Origin of the sequence: Maricaulis maris (assembly GCF_049116555.1) — a bacterium.
GTDB lineage: Bacteria > Pseudomonadota > Alphaproteobacteria > Caulobacterales > Maricaulaceae > Maricaulis > Maricaulis maris_C.
The window spans coordinates 53795-72641 of the sequence record NZ_JAGDYT010000006.1 but is presented as its reverse complement, the minus strand read 5'-3'; the positions used below and the strand labels follow the sequence as shown (position 1 = coordinate 72641).

Genomic DNA, 18847 nt, shown 5'->3' with positions numbered 1-18847 from the left:
GCCATGCGGCCGGGTCCTGACGCTCAGCCTGTCTGCAAGCCGGCGATCCGAACCGGGTCGCCTGCCGTGGTGTCGAACGTGATCGCCAGGTGCTCGCCCAACCCTGCGGCAAACACGGTGATGCGGGCCTGCGTGGCGGTTGCGGTGAAGCCGGTCACCGGCTGACCCCCGAAATCAGCCGCGAGCTGTGCGAACATGGACACGTGCTGGTCCATGTCGGCGACGGCGAGCAGGTCCGGGGTGAACCGGGCCTCGATGAAGGCGCGGTGTGCGTCGGCATCGCCCGCCAAGGCGGCCATGAAATCCTCGACCAGCTTGCCGGTCGGCGTGTCCGGCAAGGCGACCGTCTAGTGGGACGATGCCGTCGCTGCCGGGATCTCATACGGCTGATCAAACCAGGCGGCGGTCAGCACGCTGACCACGCGGTCGGCATTCAGGCGGCGCTGATCGGTGGCGACGAAGAGGACCAGGCCGTGATCGGCGAGCTCTCGCCAATGGGCGTTGAAATGCCGATTGCCACCATTATGCCAGTACATGCGGCCCAGCTCGGCGTGATCCTCGACGACCAGGCCATAGCCATAATGCGAGACGCCGCCGCCTTCATCCTGAAACGGGGTCTGGCCGAGATCGCGCGCGTCCGGCGAGATCAGCTCACCGGCCGACCAGGCCTGGCGCCAGGCCAGCATGTCGGGCGCGGTCGAGACCAGCCCGCCATTGCCGGTCAGGTTCCAATTGGGCGGATGTCCACCCCAGGACGCTTCGGACACGTCACGCCCGTCGGCGAGGTGGACCGAGCGGTCACCATCAAAGACGGTCTGATAGCCGGTCTGGTGGATACCGACCGCCATCAGGTATTCGCGCAGCAGCGCCTCATAGGTCTGCCCGGTGGCGCGTTCCATGATCGCCGCTGCCAGCGAGAAGCCGACATTGGAGTAGTAATAACCCGTGCCGGGCTCGAACTGCAGGGGAGCGGCGAAGGCATTGGCCAGAAATGTGTCGAAATCCTCGTCGACAAGATCATCGCCGACATCGCCCGGGAGGCCGGCTGCATGGGTCAGCATCTGGTGCAGGGTGATCCCGGCCTTGTCCGCCGGGACATCGTCGAACACCTCATCCAGGCGTATCCCTGCCGACAGCGTGCCCTCGCTGATCAGCTGGGCCGCCAGCATGCCGGTATAGCTTTTGGTGATCGAGCCGATATCGACCTGGGTATCAGGACCATAGGGGCGGCCGGTCTGCGGGTCGGCCGCGCCGGCGCCGCGCATCAACAGGGTCTCGCCCGACTGCGAGATGCCGACAATGCCGGTGAAACCGGCGGCTTCGAGGGCGTCAAAGGCGTCCGACAGGCGGTCGCGGGCGGCCTCGACCTCGCTGGCTGGCGCGGCGTCCGGTCCTGGCGCCTGACTGCATCCCGCCGCGCTGACGGCCAGCGCCAGGCCCAGGGCCAGACCGGTCACACCGGTGAGTCGGACCTGTCCGCGGCTGAGGAATGACAAAGCTTTCATGGTTGTAGCTCTCCTTGCTCATGTTAGCCCCGACTGGCTAGGATGACGGCGGTTCCGCGTCCTGACGAAAACCTGTTGGATAGGCTGACATGACATTGTCCTCACCCGGCGGTGACGCCCCCGCCACGCGTTTCCGGATCGGATCGGCCCATTGTGACCTGATGTCGCTCGAGCTGGTGCGCGAGGGCGAAACCCATCGTCTTGAGCCACGTCTTGCCGGGGTCCTGCACCTGCTCGCCCGGCGCGGCATCAGCCCGGTCACCCGCGACGAGTTTCTCGAAACCGTCTGGGAGGAGGATGGCAGCGATGAAGCGCTCAACCAGGCCATTTCCCGCCTGCGGCGCCTTCTGGGCGATGCCAGCCTGATCCGCACCCTGCCGCGGGTCGGTTACAGCCTGAGTGCGCCGGTCGAAGGTGCCGGGGTCCTGCCAAGCCCGACCCCGACCTCGCCCTTCCTGGCCTGGCTGCGCACCGGGCTGGGCTTCGTGAAACGCCCCTTCCTGACCGGCCTCGTCGTCGGTGCCCTCGTCACAGCCCTTCTCGCCAGCGTCTTCTGGCCGCGCACGCTGGAGCAGGAATTCGAAGTGTTCGGCGGAGAGTTGGGCGAGGCGGGGGTGACCTTGCCGGATGAGGCTGGGTAGGGGGCGTCCGGGCGGCCCCCGCCGGACGATGCGTTCAGCGATTCTCAACATGATTGCCGTAAGACTTGCGCAGGGGCCGCGACGCGGGATGAATCATGTTGGATCTGAAGCAGAAAATATGGCCGGATCAGTCGGAACATGGCCGCTTGCGGCTCGCGAGCGAGCGCGCCGTGTCAGTGTTTTTCACGCTGGCGGGCGTATCCGGGCTCGCCATAACCCTGATCAATATTCCCTATCTTGAAGACTATCCGCTGACGGTCACGCTGGGCGGTCTGATCGCACTCTTGTGCCTGGCCGGCCCCTTCATGATCGTCGGAACACAGCATTTCGCGCGGAATACGCGCATTTTCGCGCACCTGGTCGCATCCCTCCTCCTTGCGCTCTCGCTGACCGCCCAGGAGATGGTGAGCCCAAGCAATCTGCTGTTTATCCCTGCCGTACTGACGGTGACGCTGGCGTTGGGGTGGCGGGATGGACTGGCCACCCTTCTCATGGCCTGTGCCGCCTATCTCGGCACTTTCCTGATGACAGGCGCTCAGTGGGCGAGTGATTTGCCCGATGTGAGCATTTTCACGCTAATTGCCGGCCAGGTCTTGGCGGCGTCGTTCGTGTTTGCGGGCGCTCGTGTCTTTCGCACGCAGATGGTGCAGGCGGCGATCGAACTTCAGCGCAAGTCCGAGCAGGCGGAAGAAGCGACCCGGGTGAAGTCCGAGTTTCTCGCCACGGTCAGTCATGAGATCCGCACACCACTCAATGGTGTTCTGGGCATGGCGCGGGTGCTGGATGATGGAAGCTTGCGACCGGACCAGCGCGACCAGGTCCAGGCCATCACCAAATCGGGTGAAGTCCTGCTGAGCACGCTCAATGATGTTCTGGATCTCTCGCGTATCGAGGAAGGTCTGATGGCTGTCGAGACCCGGCCGTTCGATTTGCCGGCGATGATCAATGGCGTGGCCCAGCTCTATGTTATCGCAGCCGCTGAGAAATCGGTGGAGTTTGTCATCGAGATCAGTCCGGATCTCGACCTGGGCCGGAAGCGGGTCGGTGACGAGAACCGGATCACGCAGATCCTTCACAATCTTCTTTCCAACGCGATCAAGTTCACGGCGGAAGGCCGCGTGGATCTCGTTGTTTCGCCGGGCGAGACGCCATCGGATATTCGCTTCACTGCGCGCGATACGGGTATCGGGATGAGCGAAGCGGAAGTCCGCCGGGTTTTCGAGCGTTTCACCCAAGCTGATCAGAGCACGTCCAGAAAGTATGGGGGCAGTGGCCTGGGATTGTGCATCGCGTCGCAATTGGCTGCGCTTATGGGGGGGCGAATTGACGTGCAAAGCGAACCCGGAGTTGGATCCTGCTTCACGGCAAGCTTGAAGCTGCCGGTCCATGACAGCGCGACTGTGCAGGGCGGGTCCGAAGCGACCGCGGCCAGCGGGCCGGCAAACGCGGACGCCCGGGACCTCAAAATCCTGGTCGTGGACGATGTCAGCATCAATCGCGAGGTCATGCGTGGCCTGTTGGCGAAACTCGGCTTCTCTGCTGAATTTGCCGCCTCCGGCGAGGAGGCCATGGACGCGGTTCGAAAGGCGGAATTCGGGACGATCTTCCTTGATATCTCGATGCCCGGGCTCAGTGGCTATGAGGTTCTTGAACAGATCAGGGCGCTGGAACGCGCTCAAGCTCGCCCGCCCAGCAAGATTGTCGCGCAGACCGCAAACATGATGACCCATCAGGTGCGTGAATATGGCGAGGCAGGTTTTGATGGCGTGCTTGGCAAGCCAGTCCGGCTGGAATTGTTGCAGGCGCATCTCGACGCGGCTTGATCGGCCTTTGATAATCGGGATCATTATCCCGCCCCCCAACCGCCCCCCGCGTTTGCTCTCCACCCCCACGATTGTTAAGACTTGGTGACAGGAAAGCCGCCTGATTCACACTGTCGATTCGCGCCCGCGCGCGAGGCTTGGTGATCGGCGGCGATTTTCGTGACGCGTCCGGTCTGCCATCCGGCACGCCGCGCCACGACAGAATGAAAAGAGGGCCGCCTTGAGCGATCACGACGACACGCCGACGACAGCCGAAGACGGTTCCGGAAACGGGGCAGACAATACGGGCGGTCAGCCGCCGGCCCTGCCGGACGGGGTTGGCAATATCGCCATCGAAGACGAGATGAAGTCCTCTTATCTCGACTATGCGATGAGCGTGATCGTGTCGCGGGCCATTCCCGATGCGCGGGACGGGCTGAAGCCGGTCCACCGCCGCATCCTCTACACCATGCACGAGAACGGGCAGACGCACGAAAAATCCTATCGCAAGTGTGCGACCGCCGTCGGTGACGTGATGGGTCGCTATCACCCGCATGGTGATCAGGCAGTCTACGACTCGCTGGTGCGACTGGCCCAGCCCTGGTCGATGCGCGTGCCGCTGATCGACGGGCAGGGCAATTTCGGCTCGGTCGATGGTGATCCGCCCGCCGCCTATCGTTACACCGAGGCGCGGATGCAGAAGGTCGCCCAGTCGCTGCTGGCCGATATCGACAAGGACACGGTCAATTTCGTCGAGAACTATTCGGCCGAGCGCAAGGAACCGGTCGTGCTGCCGGCGCGCTACCCGAACCTGCTGGTCAATGGTGCCGGCGGTATCGCGGTCGGCATGGCGACGAATGTCCCGCCGCACAATCTGGGTGAGGTGATCGATGGCACGCTGGCGCTGCTGGAAAATCCGTCGCTGACCGAAAGCGAACTCCTGGACTATATCCCGGGTCCCGACTTCCCGACGGGTGGCCTCATCCTGGGGCGGACAGGGGCCCGCAATGCGGTCCTGACCGGGCGTGGCTCTGTCGTGATGCGCTCGCGCACCTCGATCGAGGAAGTGCGCAAGGACCGCATGGCCATTATCGTCCACGAGATCCCCTACCAGGTGAACAAGGCCTCGATGATCGAGAAGATCGCCGACCTTGTGCGCGACAAGAAGATCGAGGGCATCGCTGATCTGCGCGACGAAAGTGACCGCAATGGCATGCGTGTCGTGATCGAATTGAAGCGCGACGCCGTCGCTGATGTCATTCTCAACCAGCTCTTCCGCTGGTCGCCGATGCAGTCGAGTTTCGGCGCCAATATGCTGTCGCTCGTCGGTGGTCGTCCGCAATTGCTGGGCGCGCTGGATATCCTGAAGGAGTTCCTCCGCTTCCGCGAAGAGGTCGTGGCGCGACGGGCCAAGTTCGAGCTCAACAAGGCGCGCGACCGGGCGCATGTGATTGTTGGTCTGGCACTGGCTGTCGCCAATATCGACGAGGTCATCGCCCTGATCCGCAAGGCGCCGAACCCGGCGACCGCCCGCGAGCAATTGATGGCGCGCGACTGGCCGGCGCTTGATGTCGCCCCGCTGGTCGAACTGGTCGCCGATCCGCGCTCCATGCTGCGCGAGGACAAGACGCTGCGCCTCACCGAGGAACAGGCCCGGGCCATCCTGGAATTGCGCCTCAACCGCCTGACCGGTCTGGGACGCGAAGAGCTCGGCAATGAAGCGGCGACGCTGGCCGAGCAGATCGCCGATCTCCTCGACCTGCTGCGATCCCGCCAGCGCGTGCTTGATATCATCCGGGACGAGCTGACCGAGGTTCGCGAGAATTACGCCACACCGCGGCGCTCCGAATTCGTCGATGCCGAGCTCGACTTCGAGGATGAGGACCTGATCCCGCGCGAGGAGATGGTGGTGACCGTCACCCATGGCGGCTATGCCAAGCGCACGGCGCTGTCGGACTATCGCGCCCAGCGCCGCGGCGGCAAGGGTCGTTCGGGCATGGCGACCAAGGACGAGGATTTCATTGCCACGCTCTTCGTGGCCTCGACCCACGCGCCTCTGCTCTTCTTCTCCAATCGCGGCATGGTCTACAAGACCAAGACCTGGCGCCTGCCCTTGGGCGCGCCGAATACGCGCGGCAAGGCCCTGGTCAATCTTCTGCCGCTGGAGCAGGGCGAGACCATCACCTCGATCATGGCATTGCCCGAGGATGAGAGCACATGGGCCGACATGAATGTCATGTTCGCCACCAACAAGGGCACGGTCCGCCGCAACAAGCTGTCGGACTTCGTCCAGGTCAATCGCAATGGCAAGATTGCGATGAAGCTGGAGGAAGAGGACGACCAGATCGTCAATGTGGTGCTGTGCACCGAGCAGGACGATGTCTTCCTGACCACCCACAAGGGCCGGGCCATCCGCTTCCCGGCGACCGATGTCCGTGTCTTTGCCGGCCGCAATTCGGTCGGGGTGCGGGGTATCCGCCTGGCCGAGGGCGATACGCTGATCTCGATGGCGATCCTGCATCATATTGATGTCACCTCTCCGGAGGCGCGCGCCTATCTGAAACATGCCACGGCGATGCGTCGGGCCCTGGGGGATGATGAAGAGGTCGAAGTCGCGGTCGCAGACGGTGATGATGAGGGTGGCGAAGATGCGGCCCTCTCGACCGAGCGTCTGGCCGAGCTGGGTGCCGCCGAGGAATTCCTCCTCACCGTTGCCTCCGACGGCATGGGCAAGCGCTCCTCTGCCTATGACTTCCGGGTCATGGGGCGCGGCAATAACGGTGTCGCGGCCACGGATATCAAGCGGGATATTCCGCTCTCGGCCAGCTTCCCGGTCGAGGATGCCGATCAGATCATGGCCGTCACGGATGGCGGCCAGCTGATCCGCTTCCCGGTCGACACTGTCCGGATTGCCAGCCGGTCCTCGCGCGGTGTCCGCCTGATCCGCCTCAATGAGGGCGAGAATGTTGTGGCCGTTGTCCGCATCCAGGATGCGGGCGATGACGGTGAAGAGGACATCGATCCGGACGCCCTGCCGGCCCCGGATTCGGCTCCGGAGAGCGGTAGCGAAGCCAGCGAGTAGCGCGCGAGTCGCACACTGGGCGAGGCGGGATGATTGATCTCGCCTCGCCGGTCTGCCAGACAGGACTGCGACACCGGGCCGGTGTCGCAGGGGCGCCTAGCCCGGGGAGAGAATGGCCATGACCCGTACCGCGCTCTATCCGGGCACGTTCGATCCGCTGACCAATGGTCATATCGACATCATTGGACGGGCTGTGAAGCTCGTTGACCACCTCGTCATCGGCGTTGCCATCAATGAAGGCAAGAATCCGCTTTTTAACCTGGAAGAGCGCGTCGACATGGTCCGCTCCGAGGTCGCCCAATTTGCCGACGGCGCCCAGATTGATGTGCGGCCCTTTGACGGACTGCTGATGCATTTCGCCGAGGAGATCGGCGCCCAGTCCATCGTGCGCGGGCTTCGGGCCGTGTCCGATTTCGAGTATGAGTTCCAGATGGTGGCCATGAACCAGCAGCTCAATGATGATATTGAGACGCTGTTCCTGATGGCTGATCCACGCCACCAGGCGATTGCGTCACGCCTGGTCAAGGAAATCGCCCGTCTTGGCGGAGATGTCTCCGCCTTTGTGACGCCCAGTATTGAACGCCGATTGAAGGAGCGTCTTGCGTGATCATGCGTTTCACCCTTTCCGCCTCCCTGGCCCTCGCGCTGACCACCGCCGCCTGCGCCCGCGAGACCACCGCCGACACGACCGAAGCCGATGCCGGCGCCACCCCTGCCGTCGCCGCCGCGGCAGCCCAGGACACCGCGCCGGCGCCGCAATGGGATCTGCCCGCCGATGCCTGGCGCACGGCTGACCAGGAAGACCTGCTCTATATCGAGACCGATCACGGCATGGTCATTGTCGAGATGGCGCCGGAATTTGCCCCCAATCACGTCGCGCGCATGCGCACGCTCGCCCAGGAGCGATTCTATGACTTCCTGGTCTGGCATCGGGTGATTGACGGCTTCATGGCCCAGGGCGGGGGCGCCCGCTCCAATCCCGGCCATGCTGCGGACGTGGACGGTCTGCAGGCCGAATTCACCGTGCGCCGCTCCGGCGAGCCGGTTGTGACAGAGTTGCAGGATCGCATGATCAATCCACGCTCCCTGCCGCAAATGGCCAAGGCCGGTTTCTGGGATGGCTTCCCGGCCGGGACCCAGACTGCGGCGCTGGCCGCAATCACCGGCGACGGCCAGGTGCAGTCCTGGCTCCTGCATTGCACCGGCGCTGCCGCTGCCGCTCGGACCGGCGACCCCAATTCGGCCCGCAGCCAATTCTACATCACGCGCGGCAATCCCGAGCATCTCAATGCGCAATACACAGCCTGGGGCCGCGTGCGCGTCGGTCAGGAAGCGGTAGATGCGATTGCCGTCGGCTCGGCGATGGATGACCCGGATTTCCGTCCCGACAATATCCGCTCCATGCGGACCGGTGATGAATTGCCGGCCGAAGCGCAGGTGACCATCGAGGTGGCTGATACCGACAGCGCGGCCTTTGCCGCCTATCTCGACACGCTGCGCGACCCGTCTGGCAATCTGCCGGACATTTGCGATATCACCGTGCCGACCCGGATTGTTGAATAGGAAGACCCATGGCTGAAGAACAACTCGTATTCACGCTTGAAGGCGGTGACGTCACGATCAAGCTGCGTCCCGACCTCGCACCCAAGCACGTGGCGCGGATTACCGAGATGGCAAAGGAAGGCTTTTATGACGGGCTGAACTTCCACCGTGTCATTGATGGTTTCGTGGCCCAGGGCGGTTGCCCGAACGGCAATGGCATGGGCGGTTCCGGCCAGCATATCCCGGCCGAATTCTCGGCAGAGCCGCATGTGCGCGGCACGATGTCGATGGCCCGCGCTGCCGATCCCGACAGTGCGTCGAGCCAGTTCTTCATCTGCCTGGACGATGTGCCCTACCTCAACAACCAGTACACGGTCTGGGGTGAAGTGATCTCCGGTATGGAACATGTCGACGCGCTGCCCAAGGGCGAGCCGCCGGCCAATCCAGGCAAGATCATCAAGGCTTCGGTCATCGAGGCCTAGGGCCTTGAGCTGGATAAGGACACTCGATCGAAAGGCGGCCGATGGTCGCCTTTCGGCTATCTATGACCGGGTCGCCGGCAAGGCCGGTCAGGTTGACAATATTCTCGCCTCGCACTCCCTGCGTCCGCACACGCTGGAAGGCCATATGGCCCTCTACAAGGCGGTGTTGCACCACTATGGCAACAGCCTCGACAAGGCCTATCTGGAGGCCATCGGCACCTGGGTCTCGTCGCTGAACAAGTGCGCCTATTGCGTCGAGCATCATTTCGCCGGGCTCAAGCGCCTGCTGGCCGATGACGAGCGCGCCGCGCAAATCCGCGATGCCATCGATAGCGGTATTCCCGAGCGCGCCTTTTCGGGACGCGAGCTGGCAGGACTGCGTTATGCGGACATTCTCACGCGCGCCCCGCACACGTTGACGGAGCAGCACGTCATCGCGCTGCGCGATGCCGGTTTCGAGGATGGCGAAATTCTCGAGATCAACCAGGTCACGGCCTATTTCGCCTATGCCAATCGCACCGTGCTGGGGCTGGGCGTCAATCCGGCGGGCGAAGCACTTGGCCTGTCACCGAACACCTCGGATGATCCGGATAACTGGTCTCACGACTAGTCGTTGGTCAGCTGCAGGCGCGCGACCAGTGGCCGATGGTCGGAGCCGGTATTGGGGCCCGCCTCGATCCATACCGTTTCCCAGGCGTCACCGGCAAAGATGTGATCAATCCCGACCAGCATGGGCGGGATCAGGAAACCGGCCGACGGGTCGGCGCTGAACAGGCCCTCCGATGGCCAGGTCGGCAGGGCTATCGAACGCCGCTCCAGATCGAGATCACGCTCGATCCGCGCCAGGGCCCTAGACGGCGCGGCGGCGTTGAAATCGCCCATCACGATCAGGCCGTCTTGCGGGTCTCCGCCAAGGGCACGGGCCAGATTGCGGCGCTGGCAGTCCTGGGCAGCGCTGGGGAAGGGCCAGGTGAGGTGAACGGAGACGATGACCGCCTCGCGCCCGTCCGGCAGTGCGACCCGGGCCCAGACCGCGGGCGGCAACTCCCAGTCACAGGGCACGGCATTCGCGAAGGAAATCTCCGGCGGGTGACGCACACAGCCACTGTCCAGGATGGGCAGGTGTGACAGGACTCGTGTCGACCGGCAGCGGGCAATATGGGGAAAGCTCGCCTCGAGGGTATCAACCACCGGCTTGGCATGCCGGGTCGCCTCCTGCAGGGCGAGAATGTCGGGCGCCATGTCAGCGACCATTTCAGGCACACCGACCGGATTGCGGCTCAGCCCCCAGAGATTCTGTGTCATGACTGTGAGTTCATAGCGCTCGTCAAGCATCACCGGGGCGGCCGGGGTCGAGGTCGAGATGCGCCGCACCCATTCCGGCGCGGCGGGCAGTGCGATCGCCAGACAGCCGAGAGCGAGCAGGGCCGGGACAAGGCGATGACGATTGCGCAGGGAGGCGAGTGTCACGCCAGCCGCGAAGACCATGACCAGCGGCCAGATCTGGCGCCAGGCATCAAAACCCCGCCAGACCGGCGCCAGGGTGATGAAGGCGGCGAGGCCGAGGACGGCGCACAGGGCCAGGATAGCGGAGATTGTGTGACGCACGGTGTGAACTCGGGGTGTGAGCCGGATGGAATAGCAGGCTTTCTACACGCCAAAGATTGCGAAGGCGTGTGTCCGAATATAGACCCCGCAGCCATGCGTGTTTCCGACTTTGACTTCCACCTCCCCGAGGAGCGGATCGCCCTGCGGCCCGCCCGCCCGCGCGACGCGGCGCGGATGCTTCATGTTGCGCCCAATGGCGTCTTCTCCGATCGCGGTGTGCGTGACCTGCCGGACCTCCTCCAGCGCGGCGATCTCATGGTGTTCAACGACACCCGCGTCATCCCGGCAGCGCTCAAGGGCGTGCGTCCGGCCCGGGCGGTGGGTGGTGGCGGACCCGTCGAGGTCGAGGTCAATCTGCACAAGCGCATCGACGCCTCGGCCTGGCGGGCTTTCGTGCGCCCCGCCAAGCGCTTGCGCACCGGCGACAGGATTGCGTTCGGCGAGACGCTTGAAGCCGAAGTGACCGGCAAATCCGAGGGCGGTGATGTCCGTCTGGTCTTCAATGCGACCGGTCCGGCACTCGATGCCGCCATCGCCGTGGCGGGTGAAATGCCGCTGCCGCCCTATATCGCGCGCAAGCGCGGGGTCGATGAGCAGGACGAGGCGGATTATCAGACCCTGTTTGCGACCCATGAAGGCTCGGTCGCAGCGCCCACCGCAGGGCTGCACTTCACGCCGGAACTGATGGCAGCGCTCGAGGCCCGGGGTGTCGAACAGACCCGCGTGACCCTGCATGTCGGGGCGGGGACTTTCCTGCCGGTGAAGTCCGACGACACCGATGATCACCAGATGCATTCGGAGTGGTGCACGGTCTCGGTCGATGCGGCAGCGGCCATCAATGCCGCCAAGGCCGAAGGCCGCCGGGTCATTCCTGTGGGCACCACGGCCCTGCGGACGATTGAGAGCCTGGCGAGCGGGCCGGGGGTGATCCGGGCGGGCAGTCGCGACACGGATATCTTCATCACGCCGGGATCGGACTTTGCCATCACCGACATGTTGATGACGAATTTCCACCTGCCGAAATCAACGCTTTTCATGCTGGTCAGCGCGTTGTCCGGCCTGAATGTCATGCAGCGTGCCTATGCGCATGCCATCGAGGCGGAGTATCGTTTCTATTCCTATGGCGATGCCTGCCTGCTGGAGCGCCGCACATGACCAGCTTTCCCTACGAGATACACGCCACCGACGGGGCCGCCCGTACTGGCGTCCTGAAAACGCCGCGCGGCGATATCCGCACGCCGGCCTTCATGCCGGTGGGGACGGCGGCGACGGTGAAGGCGCTCTATATGGACCAGGTTCGCGAGACCGGGGCCGATATCATCCTGGGCAATACCTATCACCTCATGCTGCGGCCCGGTGCCGAGCGGGTGAAGCGTCTGGGTGGCCTGCACACATTCTCGACCTGGAAAGGCCCGATGCTGACAGACAGTGGCGGCTTCCAGGTCTGGTCCCTGTCCAAGCTGCGCAAGATGACCGAGGAGGGGGTGAAGTTCCGCTCCCATATCGACGGTTCGGAGCACAATCTCACGCCGGAGCGCTCGATCGAGATCCAGGCCGATCTCTTGGGCGCCGACATCTCGATGCAGCTGGACGAGTGCACGCCCTTTGGCTGTTCCGAAACCGAAGCCCGGACCAGCATGGAACTCTCCATCCGCTGGGGGCAGCGCTCCAAGGCGGCGTTCGGCACGCGCGACACCCAGGCCCTGTTCGGCATCGTCCAGGGCTCGGTGTATGAAAACCTGCGCCGGGAAAGCGCCGAGCGCCTGATCGAGACCGGTTATGACGGTTATGCCATCGGCGGACTCGCGGTCGGTGAGGGGTTCGAAAAGATGTGCGACGTGCTCGACTTCACCACGCCGCACCTGCCCTCCGCGCGGCCGCGCTATCTGATGGGCGTCGGCAAGCCGATCGACCTCGTCGAGGCCGTCGCCCGCGGGGTCGACATGTTCGACTGCGTCCTGCCGACCCGGTCCGGTCGTCATGGTCAGGCCTGGTCGGATCATGGACCGATCAATATCAAGCGCGCCGAGTTCGCCGAGGATGAGACCCCGCTCAACCCGGAGATCGACTGCCCGGCCAGCACGGATTACTCGAAAGCCTATCTCCACCACCTCTTTCGCGCCGGAGAATATCTCTCCGCCATGCTGCTCTCCTGGCACAATATCGCCTATTTCCAGCACCTGACGGCGCGGATGCGCACGGCGATTGCGGCGGGGGAGTTCGAGGCCTTCCGCCGGGACTTCCGGGCGAAGTGGGAGCAGGGCCAGGCGGAAGCGGCCGAGCGGGCGGGCTAGGCATGTCGGTGACGGTTCGCCTTCTCGATCCTGCCGAATTGAGGCGCGAGTTGTCCGATTTTCCCCGCTTGTTGGTGGGGTGCGTCGAAGCGGGTGCCTCGATCGGCTTTCTGTCGCCTTTTAGCGACCAAGACGCCGGTCACTTCTGGGCCGCCATCGGGGATCAGGTTGTACGGGGTGACCGGGTGATCTGGTCGGCCCGCGACACCGCCACCGGCGCACTCCTCGGCACGGTCCAGCTGATCACCGGCCTGCCGGACAACCAGCCCCATCGCGGCGATGTCGCCAAGTTGATGGTCTCGCCTGATGCCCGCCGCCGCGGCGTGGCGGATGCGTTGATGGAGACGCTTGAGACTCATGCCCGCAAGACCGGGCTGCGCACGCTTGTGCTCGACACCGTGACCGGCTCGCCCGCCGAGGCGCTCTACCGCAAGCGCGGCTGGGTCGAGGTCGGTGCGGTGCCGGACTATGCCCTGTTTCCCGATGGCAGTCCCTGTTCGACGACCTTCTTCTACAAAACCGTCTAGCGGTGTTCTTCCTCGACGAGGCCATAGGCCTCGAACGCTCGCCGCATCTGCGCCGGGGGGCAGCCAAAGCCGTCATACAGTCCGCGCAGATAGGCCCGTCGCCGCTGGGCCATCTCGCGTTGTTCGCGGGCCTCACGTTCGATCCGCCCCGCGCGACCCAGGAAACGAACCACCGGACGCACCGGGTTCAGCCCGACAATCGTCGAGCGATAGAGGCCGCGCGCGCCATCGGCGGCGGCGTCTGGCGCCTGGGCGGCGATATGGGCGCTCTGGCCCATCCAGGTGTCATGATCATGCTCGTCTTCTTCGGCGAGGCGGCGTTCTTCCTCGACATCCGGGCCGAGAACGACCGTCAGGCGGGCCACGTCCTGCGCGATGGTCGAGCAGCGCCGGCGCGAGCCCTCACCGCCATAGGGCGTGGGGACGGTTTCCTCGCCCTCATCGACCATGACGCGGCCCGGCCGCTCGCGGGGCAGGCCGACAGCGTCTTCCAGTGCCTCGGCTGTTTCCTCGCGCGCAAAGCTGCCGGCATCGCCGGCGGTCTGGCGTGTGGACGAGCATGCGGTCGCGCCTAACGCCACGAGCAAGCATGCCAACAGACTCAATCTTCGCCTCATGCGCTGCATTTTAATCGGCGATTGCGGCGAAATCTCATCAAAAATGCTGAAATCCGCAGCCTTACCCCGATTGACCCCCCCAAATCGCGCGTATAGGTTCCGCGCTCCTCGTTCGGGGAGCCGATAGCTCAGCTGGTAGAGCAACTGACTTTTAATCAGTAGGTCCAGGGTTCGAATCCCTGTCGGCTCACCATTTCAGGACCTTCCGCAACATCCCTTGAAATGGACCGCCGCCGCGTGCGGGGACCCTCTTGTTTTGCGCGCGCAAAGCGCGGCCCGTCCCATAAATCCCATGTCAGCCAGCGGATGCGGCTTTCTTTCGGCAAGGGATTTAGGGCGGAGTGTGCGTGGGCACGCGTCTCTCTGACCTCGGCACACACTTCCGGCTCCGCACGCTGTCGCGGCGGAGGTGGGAGGAAGCGGGATGCCGGCGGACACCGGGGTGTCCGTGTGGCGGGTCTGCGGTGTCCGTGGTGTCCTCGGCATCCCGCTTGCGGAGTTTTCCCGGGCTGTCTCCACCCCGTTTCCAATGCGACAGGTAGATGGGGTCGGTCGTTTAGTGCCCCGCGACCTGGTCGCACGCCCTGCCGGAGCTTCGGATTGTCACATCCGTCGCGCGGACAGGCTCCGCTCGCTTCCGGGCACAAGTGACTGAGCTCGTGCCTCCCGTCCCGAAAACCACGGCTAGTATCGCTCGGGGTTGGAGGGGCGGGGATAAGTTTTTGGTCCGAGACGCTTTCCCCCTCCCTTGGGAGAAGGCCAGGGTGAGGGGTAAGTCCCGGTGACAGCGGGAGTTTTGCCCCTCATCCGGCCTCCGGCCACCGTCTGCTGAGGGAGAAGGAAAGTGGTGCCGAGTGTGGGACAAACACCCGCCCATCCGCCGCTCCGCCATTCCACGAAATGGAAAACCGGTCTTTCGCCGCGATTTGCTTGACCTTCACGCCATACCGCCCCAGCTTCTCGACAAATATACGGGGCAAAACCGGGGAGAACATCATGCGTCTTGGGCATCTGGCATTGGGATTGGCCGCACTGGCGGTATCGGCGTGTTCATCTGACGAGGAAGCCGCCTTCACGCCTGTGCCGGCCGCCGACCTGGTCCGCACCATTGGCCAGGGCGAGCTGGTCGGGTTCGAGACCGAGCAGGGCGCGGCGGCCTGGATGGCCGTGCCCTATGCGGCCCCGCCCGTTGGCAATCTGCGCTGGCGGGCCCCGCGTCCGCCGCTGGCCTTCGAGGTCCGGCTCGAAGCGCTCGAGGCCGGATCTGTCTGTCCCCAGGTGACCAATACTCTCAGCGCTGGCGAGCTGTACGAGACCGGCGAGCTGATCGGGGCAGAAGATTGCCTCACGCTTGATATCTACGCCCCGCGCAATGTCGCGGCCGATGAGGCCCTGCCGGTGATGATGTGGATCCATGGCGGTGCCAATACCTGGGGCTCGTCCTCGGCCTATGATGGCTCGGTGCTGGCCAGTCAGCAGGGCGTGATCATCGTCTCGGTTCAATACCGGCTCGGCCCGCTCGGTTTTCTGGCGCATCCGGCGCTGCGCGCGGACGCGGAAATTGACGATGATGCGGCGGCCAATTTCGCGCTGCTCGACCTGGTCGCGGCGCTGCACTGGATCAGCGGAAATATCGAGACCTTCGGCGGCGATCCCGGTCGCGTGACTGTCTTCGGGGAAAGCGCGGGTGCCTATAATATCGCCGGCCTGATGGCGGCGCCCCAGGCGCGCGGCCTCTTCCACCGGGCGATCATGCAGAGCGGTGGGACAGCCTCGGTCCCGCTCGGGATCGCGGAACAGGGCGGGGGCACTGACGCCGTCGCCGGTCTGGCGGCCGGGCTCGTGATTGCCGGGGAGGGCGCGACGGGGGCTGACTTGCGGGGGGCGTCCCTGGATGCTGTCTATGCGGCCTATCGCGACGCGGACGGCGAGCTGACCTCCATGCCGCGCATGATCGAGGATGGCGTGACCCTGCCCGAGGGCGGCATTCTCGCAGCGGCGGAGACTCCGGGCGGATTTGCCGATGTACCGCTGATGAGCGGGACCAATCGCGACGAGATGAAGCTCTATACGGTTTTTGACCCGCGATTGACCCGGCGCCTGGGCCCGCTGGTCTGGCCGAAGGGCGAGGATCGTTATGAGGCGGCGGTCGAATATCCCTCCCGTATCTGGCGCTATAATGCCGTTGATGGCCTGCTCAACCGTCTGGCTGCCAACGGGCGGTCCGATCTCTGGGCCTACCGGTTTGACTGGGATGAGGGGGGCTCGGTCCTGGTGACCGATACCGGGGTCCTGCTGGGCGCGGCACATGCCATGGAAATCCCCTTCGTCTTCAATCATTTCGAGCTTTTCGGAGCCTTTGACAGCGTGCTGTTCAATGACCGCAATGCAGTCGGACGGGTGGAGCTGGCCGAGACCATGGGTGCCTATTGGGCGCAGTTCGCGGCCTCTGGCGTGCCCGGTGACGGCATCGGCATGGGGCCGCAATGGCCGCAATGGACCGATACCGGTGCGGCCCTGCGCTTCGATACGCGTGAAGATGGCGGAAACGAGATCTTCTCGCGCACCGAATCGCCGTTGGCGATTGCCAATGATCTGGCCGGGGATGGGCGCGTCGATGACGAAACGCGTTGCCAGATTGCCCGCGGGATTGTTGCCCGGCAGCCGAGCCTGGCCGATGCCTTCGCAGTCGCACTGACCTGCGGGACCTGACCGGTCCGCACCGGGCGCTGCGTTGCAACGAGCGACTGGCCGTGTGCCGCGTGATGGCTATGCTGTGAGACGCGGGTCATTCGGGCCGGTGGTGATTCGGGGCGGTCATGGACACACTCCTTTTGCAGGCAGCCATCTATCTGGGAGCCGGCGTCATCGCTGTTCCGATCGCGCAACGGCTCGGGCTGGGGTCTGTGCTCGGCTATCTGCTGGCCGGCGTCGCGATCGCGCCGATACTGGACTGGGTCGGATCAGACCCGGAAAGCGTCCAGCATTTCGCTGAATTCGGCGTCGTGATGATGCTCTTCCTTGTCGGGCTGGAATTGCAGCCACGCCTGCTCTGGGATCTGCGCATGCGCCTGTTCGGGCTGGGTGGCCTGCAAGTCGCCCTGACGACGGCGGCCGTCGCGCTGTTCTGCCTGACAATCGGACTCGACTGGCGCCTGGCGATCGCGCTGGGTCTGATTTTTGCCCTGTCATCGACGGCCATCGTGCTGCAGACGCTCGGGGAAAAGGGATGGCTGCGGACCGAGGGCGGCCAGTCGGCCTTTTCCGTCCTTCTCTTCCAGGACATCGCGGTCATTCCCATGCTCGCCCTGATGCCATTGCTCGCCATGCCGGGTGGCGAGAGTGTGGTGGCCGATGCGGCTGCGCACGGGCCGGGCGACACACCATTCTCGCACTTGCCGGCCTGGGCCCAGGGCCTGGTCACGCTGGGTGTGGTTGGCGCCATCGTCCTGGGGGGGCGCTATCTCACCCGGCCAGCCTTCCGCATCATCGCCCGGACCGGTCTGCACGAGCTCTTTTTCTCGGCTGCGCTCTTCCTGGTGATCGGGATTGCTGTCCTCATGACGGCGGTCGGCCTGTCCCCGGCCCTGGGGACATTCCTTGCCGGCGTGCTGTTGGCGGAGAGCGAGTACCGGCATGAGCTGGTCAGCGATCTCGAGCCCTTCAAGGGATTATTGCTCGGCGTTTTCTTCATCACGGTCGGTGCGGGGATGGAGTTCGATCTCCTGGCGGGCAATCCGGGCTTGATCATCGGCCTGACCGTGGCCCTTATCGGGGTCAAGGGTTTGATATTGCTGGGGCTGGCCTTCGCCTTCCGGATGAAGGGGCGGGCGCGCTGGCTGTTTACTTTCGCCCTGGCGCAGAGCGGCGAGTTCGGCTTCGTATTGCTCGCCTTTGCCGGCGGTGTCGATGTGATCCCGGCCGATATTGCCGGTATTGCCGGACTGATCGTTGCCCTGTCGATGATGGCCACGCCGCTGATCATGATCGTGTTCGAGCGCTGGGTGTCGCCCCGTGTGCGACGTCCGGCCAGTCCGGAGCGCGAGGAGGACACGATCGAGGAGGAGGCGCCGGTCATCATCGCCGGCATGGGCCGCTTCGGTCAGATCGTCCAGCGCCTGCTGGTGATGGATGGCTACAAGCCGGTGGTTCTGGACAATTCCGCCGAGCATATCGACGGGCTGCGCAAATTCGGCATCCAGGTCTATTACGGCAATGCCATGCGTCCGGGCCTGCTCGAGGCGGCCGGAATTGCCCGGGCCAAGCTGTTGGTCGTGTGTACCGACAGCCGCGATCGCGCGGTGGAACTGGTGCATCACGTCAAGCAGCGGTATCCGCATGTCTACGTCATCGCCCGGGCGGCCAGCCGCGAACATGTCTACCAATTGCGGGCGGCGGGCGTTGACCTGGCGATCCGCGAAATGTTCGGCTCGTCGCTCGAGGCGGCCCAGCGCTCTCTGGTCGTTCTTGGTGAGAGCGAGGCGCGGGCCCGGCGCAAGACCGAGGCCTTCGCGCGTCACGATGAGGAAAGCCTGCAGCAGCTTTTCGAAGTCTGGGACGCGGATACCGACGTGTTCGACAATGACGCCTATATCGACAAAGCGCGGTCGCGCGTTGTCTCGCTTGCAGAGATCATGGCTGAGGATATCGGCAACCCGGATGATGACCCGGATCACCGGGAGGACCTCTGAACCGGTCGACCCTCGGCGGAGCCCGACTCCGTAACGGGTTACAGGGCGCGCTGAAA

At 64.5% G+C, this 18847-nt stretch carries 16 protein-coding genes and 1 tRNA gene; 13 read left to right on the top strand and 4 right to left on the bottom strand.

The window, feature by feature from the left end; translation table 11 throughout:
* Positions 1–23: 23 nt before the first annotated feature.
* Both JXQ94_RS07935 and JXQ94_RS07930 read right to left on the bottom strand, forming a co-directional pair.
* Positions 24–338: a hypothetical protein gene (locus tag JXQ94_RS07935; protein ID WP_421923235.1), complete on the bottom strand. Its 315-nt coding sequence runs from the start codon at positions 336–338 to the stop codon at positions 24–26.
* A 9-nt stretch (positions 339–347) separates the two neighbouring features.
* Positions 348–1505 carry a serine hydrolase domain-containing protein gene (locus JXQ94_RS07930; protein WP_421923234.1) on the bottom strand — a complete coding sequence of 386 codons (1158 nt, stop codon included), beginning with the start codon at positions 1503–1505 and terminating at the stop codon, positions 348–350.
* An 89-nt stretch (positions 1506–1594) separates the two neighbouring features.
* Here JXQ94_RS07930 and JXQ94_RS07925 point away from each other — a divergent pair, with 89 nt between their 5' ends.
* The 7 genes from JXQ94_RS07925 to JXQ94_RS07895 all read left to right on the top strand — a co-directional run bounded on the left by JXQ94_RS07925 (position 1595) and on the right by JXQ94_RS07895 (position 9664).
* The gene (locus tag JXQ94_RS07925; protein ID WP_421923232.1) at positions 1595–2146 is read left to right on the top strand and encodes a winged helix-turn-helix domain-containing protein; all 552 of its coding nucleotides are present in this window, start codon (positions 1595–1597) and stop codon (positions 2144–2146) included.
* 95 nt (positions 2147–2241) lie between these two features.
* On the top strand, positions 2242–3969 hold the full coding sequence (locus JXQ94_RS07920; protein ID WP_421923231.1) for an ATP-binding protein: 1728 nt from the start codon (positions 2242–2244) through the stop codon (positions 3967–3969).
* 304 nt (positions 3970–4273) lie between these two features.
* Entirely contained in the window at positions 4274–7030 is a 2757-nt protein-coding gene (gene gyrA / locus JXQ94_RS07915; protein WP_421923731.1) for a DNA gyrase subunit A, read from the top strand.
* Between the two features lie 118 nt (positions 7031–7148).
* A complete protein-coding gene (coaD, locus tag JXQ94_RS07910) occupies positions 7149–7637 on the top strand; it encodes a pantetheine-phosphate adenylyltransferase (RefSeq protein WP_421923230.1) in 489 nt (162 codons plus the stop codon).
* A 2-nt stretch (positions 7638–7639) separates the two neighbouring features.
* Entirely contained in the window at positions 7640–8593 is a 954-nt protein-coding gene (locus JXQ94_RS07905; protein WP_421923229.1) for a peptidylprolyl isomerase, read from the top strand.
* 8 nt (positions 8594–8601) lie between these two features.
* Positions 8602–9054 (top strand): peptidylprolyl isomerase, encoded by a 453-nt coding sequence (locus tag JXQ94_RS07900; protein WP_301065711.1) that lies wholly within the window; start codon positions 8602–8604, stop codon positions 9052–9054.
* A gap of 4 nt (positions 9055–9058) precedes the next feature.
* Positions 9059–9664 (top strand): carboxymuconolactone decarboxylase family protein, encoded by a 606-nt coding sequence (locus JXQ94_RS07895; RefSeq protein ID WP_421923228.1) that lies wholly within the window; start codon positions 9059–9061, stop codon positions 9662–9664.
* Here JXQ94_RS07895 and JXQ94_RS07890 read toward each other — a convergent pair.
* Positions 9661–10662 (bottom strand): endonuclease/exonuclease/phosphatase family protein, encoded by a 1002-nt coding sequence (locus JXQ94_RS07890; RefSeq protein WP_421923227.1) that lies wholly within the window; start codon positions 10660–10662, stop codon positions 9661–9663. The genes JXQ94_RS07895 and JXQ94_RS07890 overlap by 4 nt on opposite strands.
* A gap of 93 nt (positions 10663–10755) precedes the next feature.
* Between JXQ94_RS07890 and queA the strand changes: the two genes are divergently transcribed.
* Genes queA through JXQ94_RS07875 form a run of 3 tightly spaced genes read left to right on the top strand, consistent with a single transcriptional unit; the run spans position 10756 to position 13483 of the window.
* Positions 10756–11817, top strand: coding sequence for a tRNA preQ1(34) S-adenosylmethionine ribosyltransferase-isomerase QueA (gene queA, locus JXQ94_RS07885; RefSeq protein ID WP_421923226.1), 1062 nt, complete (start codon positions 10756–10758; stop codon positions 11815–11817).
* A complete protein-coding gene (tgt, locus tag JXQ94_RS07880) occupies positions 11814–12956 on the top strand; it encodes a tRNA guanosine(34) transglycosylase Tgt (protein WP_421923225.1) in 1143 nt (380 codons plus the stop codon). The genes queA and tgt overlap by 4 nt, the downstream gene beginning before the upstream one ends.
* Positions 12957–12958: 2 nt before the next feature.
* Positions 12959–13483 (top strand): GNAT family N-acetyltransferase, encoded by a 525-nt coding sequence (locus tag JXQ94_RS07875; RefSeq protein ID WP_421923224.1) that lies wholly within the window; start codon positions 12959–12961, stop codon positions 13481–13483.
* On the opposite strand, the gene JXQ94_RS07870 is transcribed toward JXQ94_RS07875, so the two are convergent.
* Positions 13480–14064, bottom strand: coding sequence for a hypothetical protein (locus tag JXQ94_RS07870; protein WP_421923223.1), 585 nt, complete (start codon positions 14062–14064; stop codon positions 13480–13482). The genes JXQ94_RS07875 and JXQ94_RS07870 overlap by 4 nt on opposite strands.
* A 153-nt stretch (positions 14065–14217) precedes the next feature.
* Between JXQ94_RS07870 and JXQ94_RS07865 the strand changes: the two genes are divergently transcribed.
* The 3 genes from JXQ94_RS07865 to JXQ94_RS07855 all read left to right on the top strand — a co-directional run bounded on the left by JXQ94_RS07865 (position 14218) and on the right by JXQ94_RS07855 (position 18791).
* Positions 14218–14293: transfer RNA gene (locus tag JXQ94_RS07865), tRNA-Lys, on the top strand.
* 803 nt (positions 14294–15096) lie between these two features.
* Complete coding sequence (locus JXQ94_RS07860; RefSeq protein ID WP_421923222.1) at positions 15097–16812, top strand: carboxylesterase/lipase family protein; 1716 nt, start codon at positions 15097–15099, stop codon at positions 16810–16812.
* Positions 16813–16919: 107 nt separating this feature from the next.
* Positions 16920–18791, top strand: coding sequence for a monovalent cation:proton antiporter-2 (CPA2) family protein (locus JXQ94_RS07855; protein WP_421923221.1), 1872 nt, complete (start codon positions 16920–16922; stop codon positions 18789–18791).
* The last annotated feature ends 56 nt before the right edge of the window (positions 18792–18847 follow it).

Bases quoted from the DNA above. Each gene is read 5' to 3' on its own strand.
- JXQ94_RS07905 (WP_421923229.1), top strand. From the start codon at position 7,640: ATGCGTTTCACCCTTTCCGCCTCCCTGGCCCTCGCGCTGACCACCGCC.
- queA (WP_421923226.1), top strand. From the start codon at position 10,756: ATGCGTGTTTCCGACTTTGACTTCCACCTCCCCGAGGAGCGGATCGCC.
- JXQ94_RS07855 (WP_421923221.1), top strand. From the start codon at position 16,920: ATGGACACACTCCTTTTGCAGGCAGCCATCTATCTGGGAGCCGGCGTC.
- JXQ94_RS07860 (WP_421923222.1), top strand. From the start codon at position 15,097: ATGCGTCTTGGGCATCTGGCATTGGGATTGGCCGCACTGGCGGTATCG.
- tgt (WP_421923225.1), top strand. From the start codon at position 11,814: ATGACCAGCTTTCCCTACGAGATACACGCCACCGACGGGGCCGCCCGT.
- coaD (WP_421923230.1), top strand. From the start codon at position 7,149: ATGACCCGTACCGCGCTCTATCCGGGCACGTTCGATCCGCTGACCAAT.
- JXQ94_RS07920 (WP_421923231.1), top strand. From the start codon at position 2,242: ATGTTGGATCTGAAGCAGAAAATATGGCCGGATCAGTCGGAACATGGC.
- JXQ94_RS07930 (WP_421923234.1), bottom strand. From the start codon at position 1,505: ATGAAAGCTTTGTCATTCCTCAGCCGCGGACAGGTCCGACTCACCGGT.
- JXQ94_RS07900 (WP_301065711.1), top strand. From the start codon at position 8,602: ATGGCTGAAGAACAACTCGTATTCACGCTTGAAGGCGGTGACGTCACG.
- JXQ94_RS07875 (WP_421923224.1), top strand. From the start codon at position 12,959: ATGTCGGTGACGGTTCGCCTTCTCGATCCTGCCGAATTGAGGCGCGAG.
- JXQ94_RS07925 (WP_421923232.1), top strand. From the start codon at position 1,595: ATGACATTGTCCTCACCCGGCGGTGACGCCCCCGCCACGCGTTTCCGG.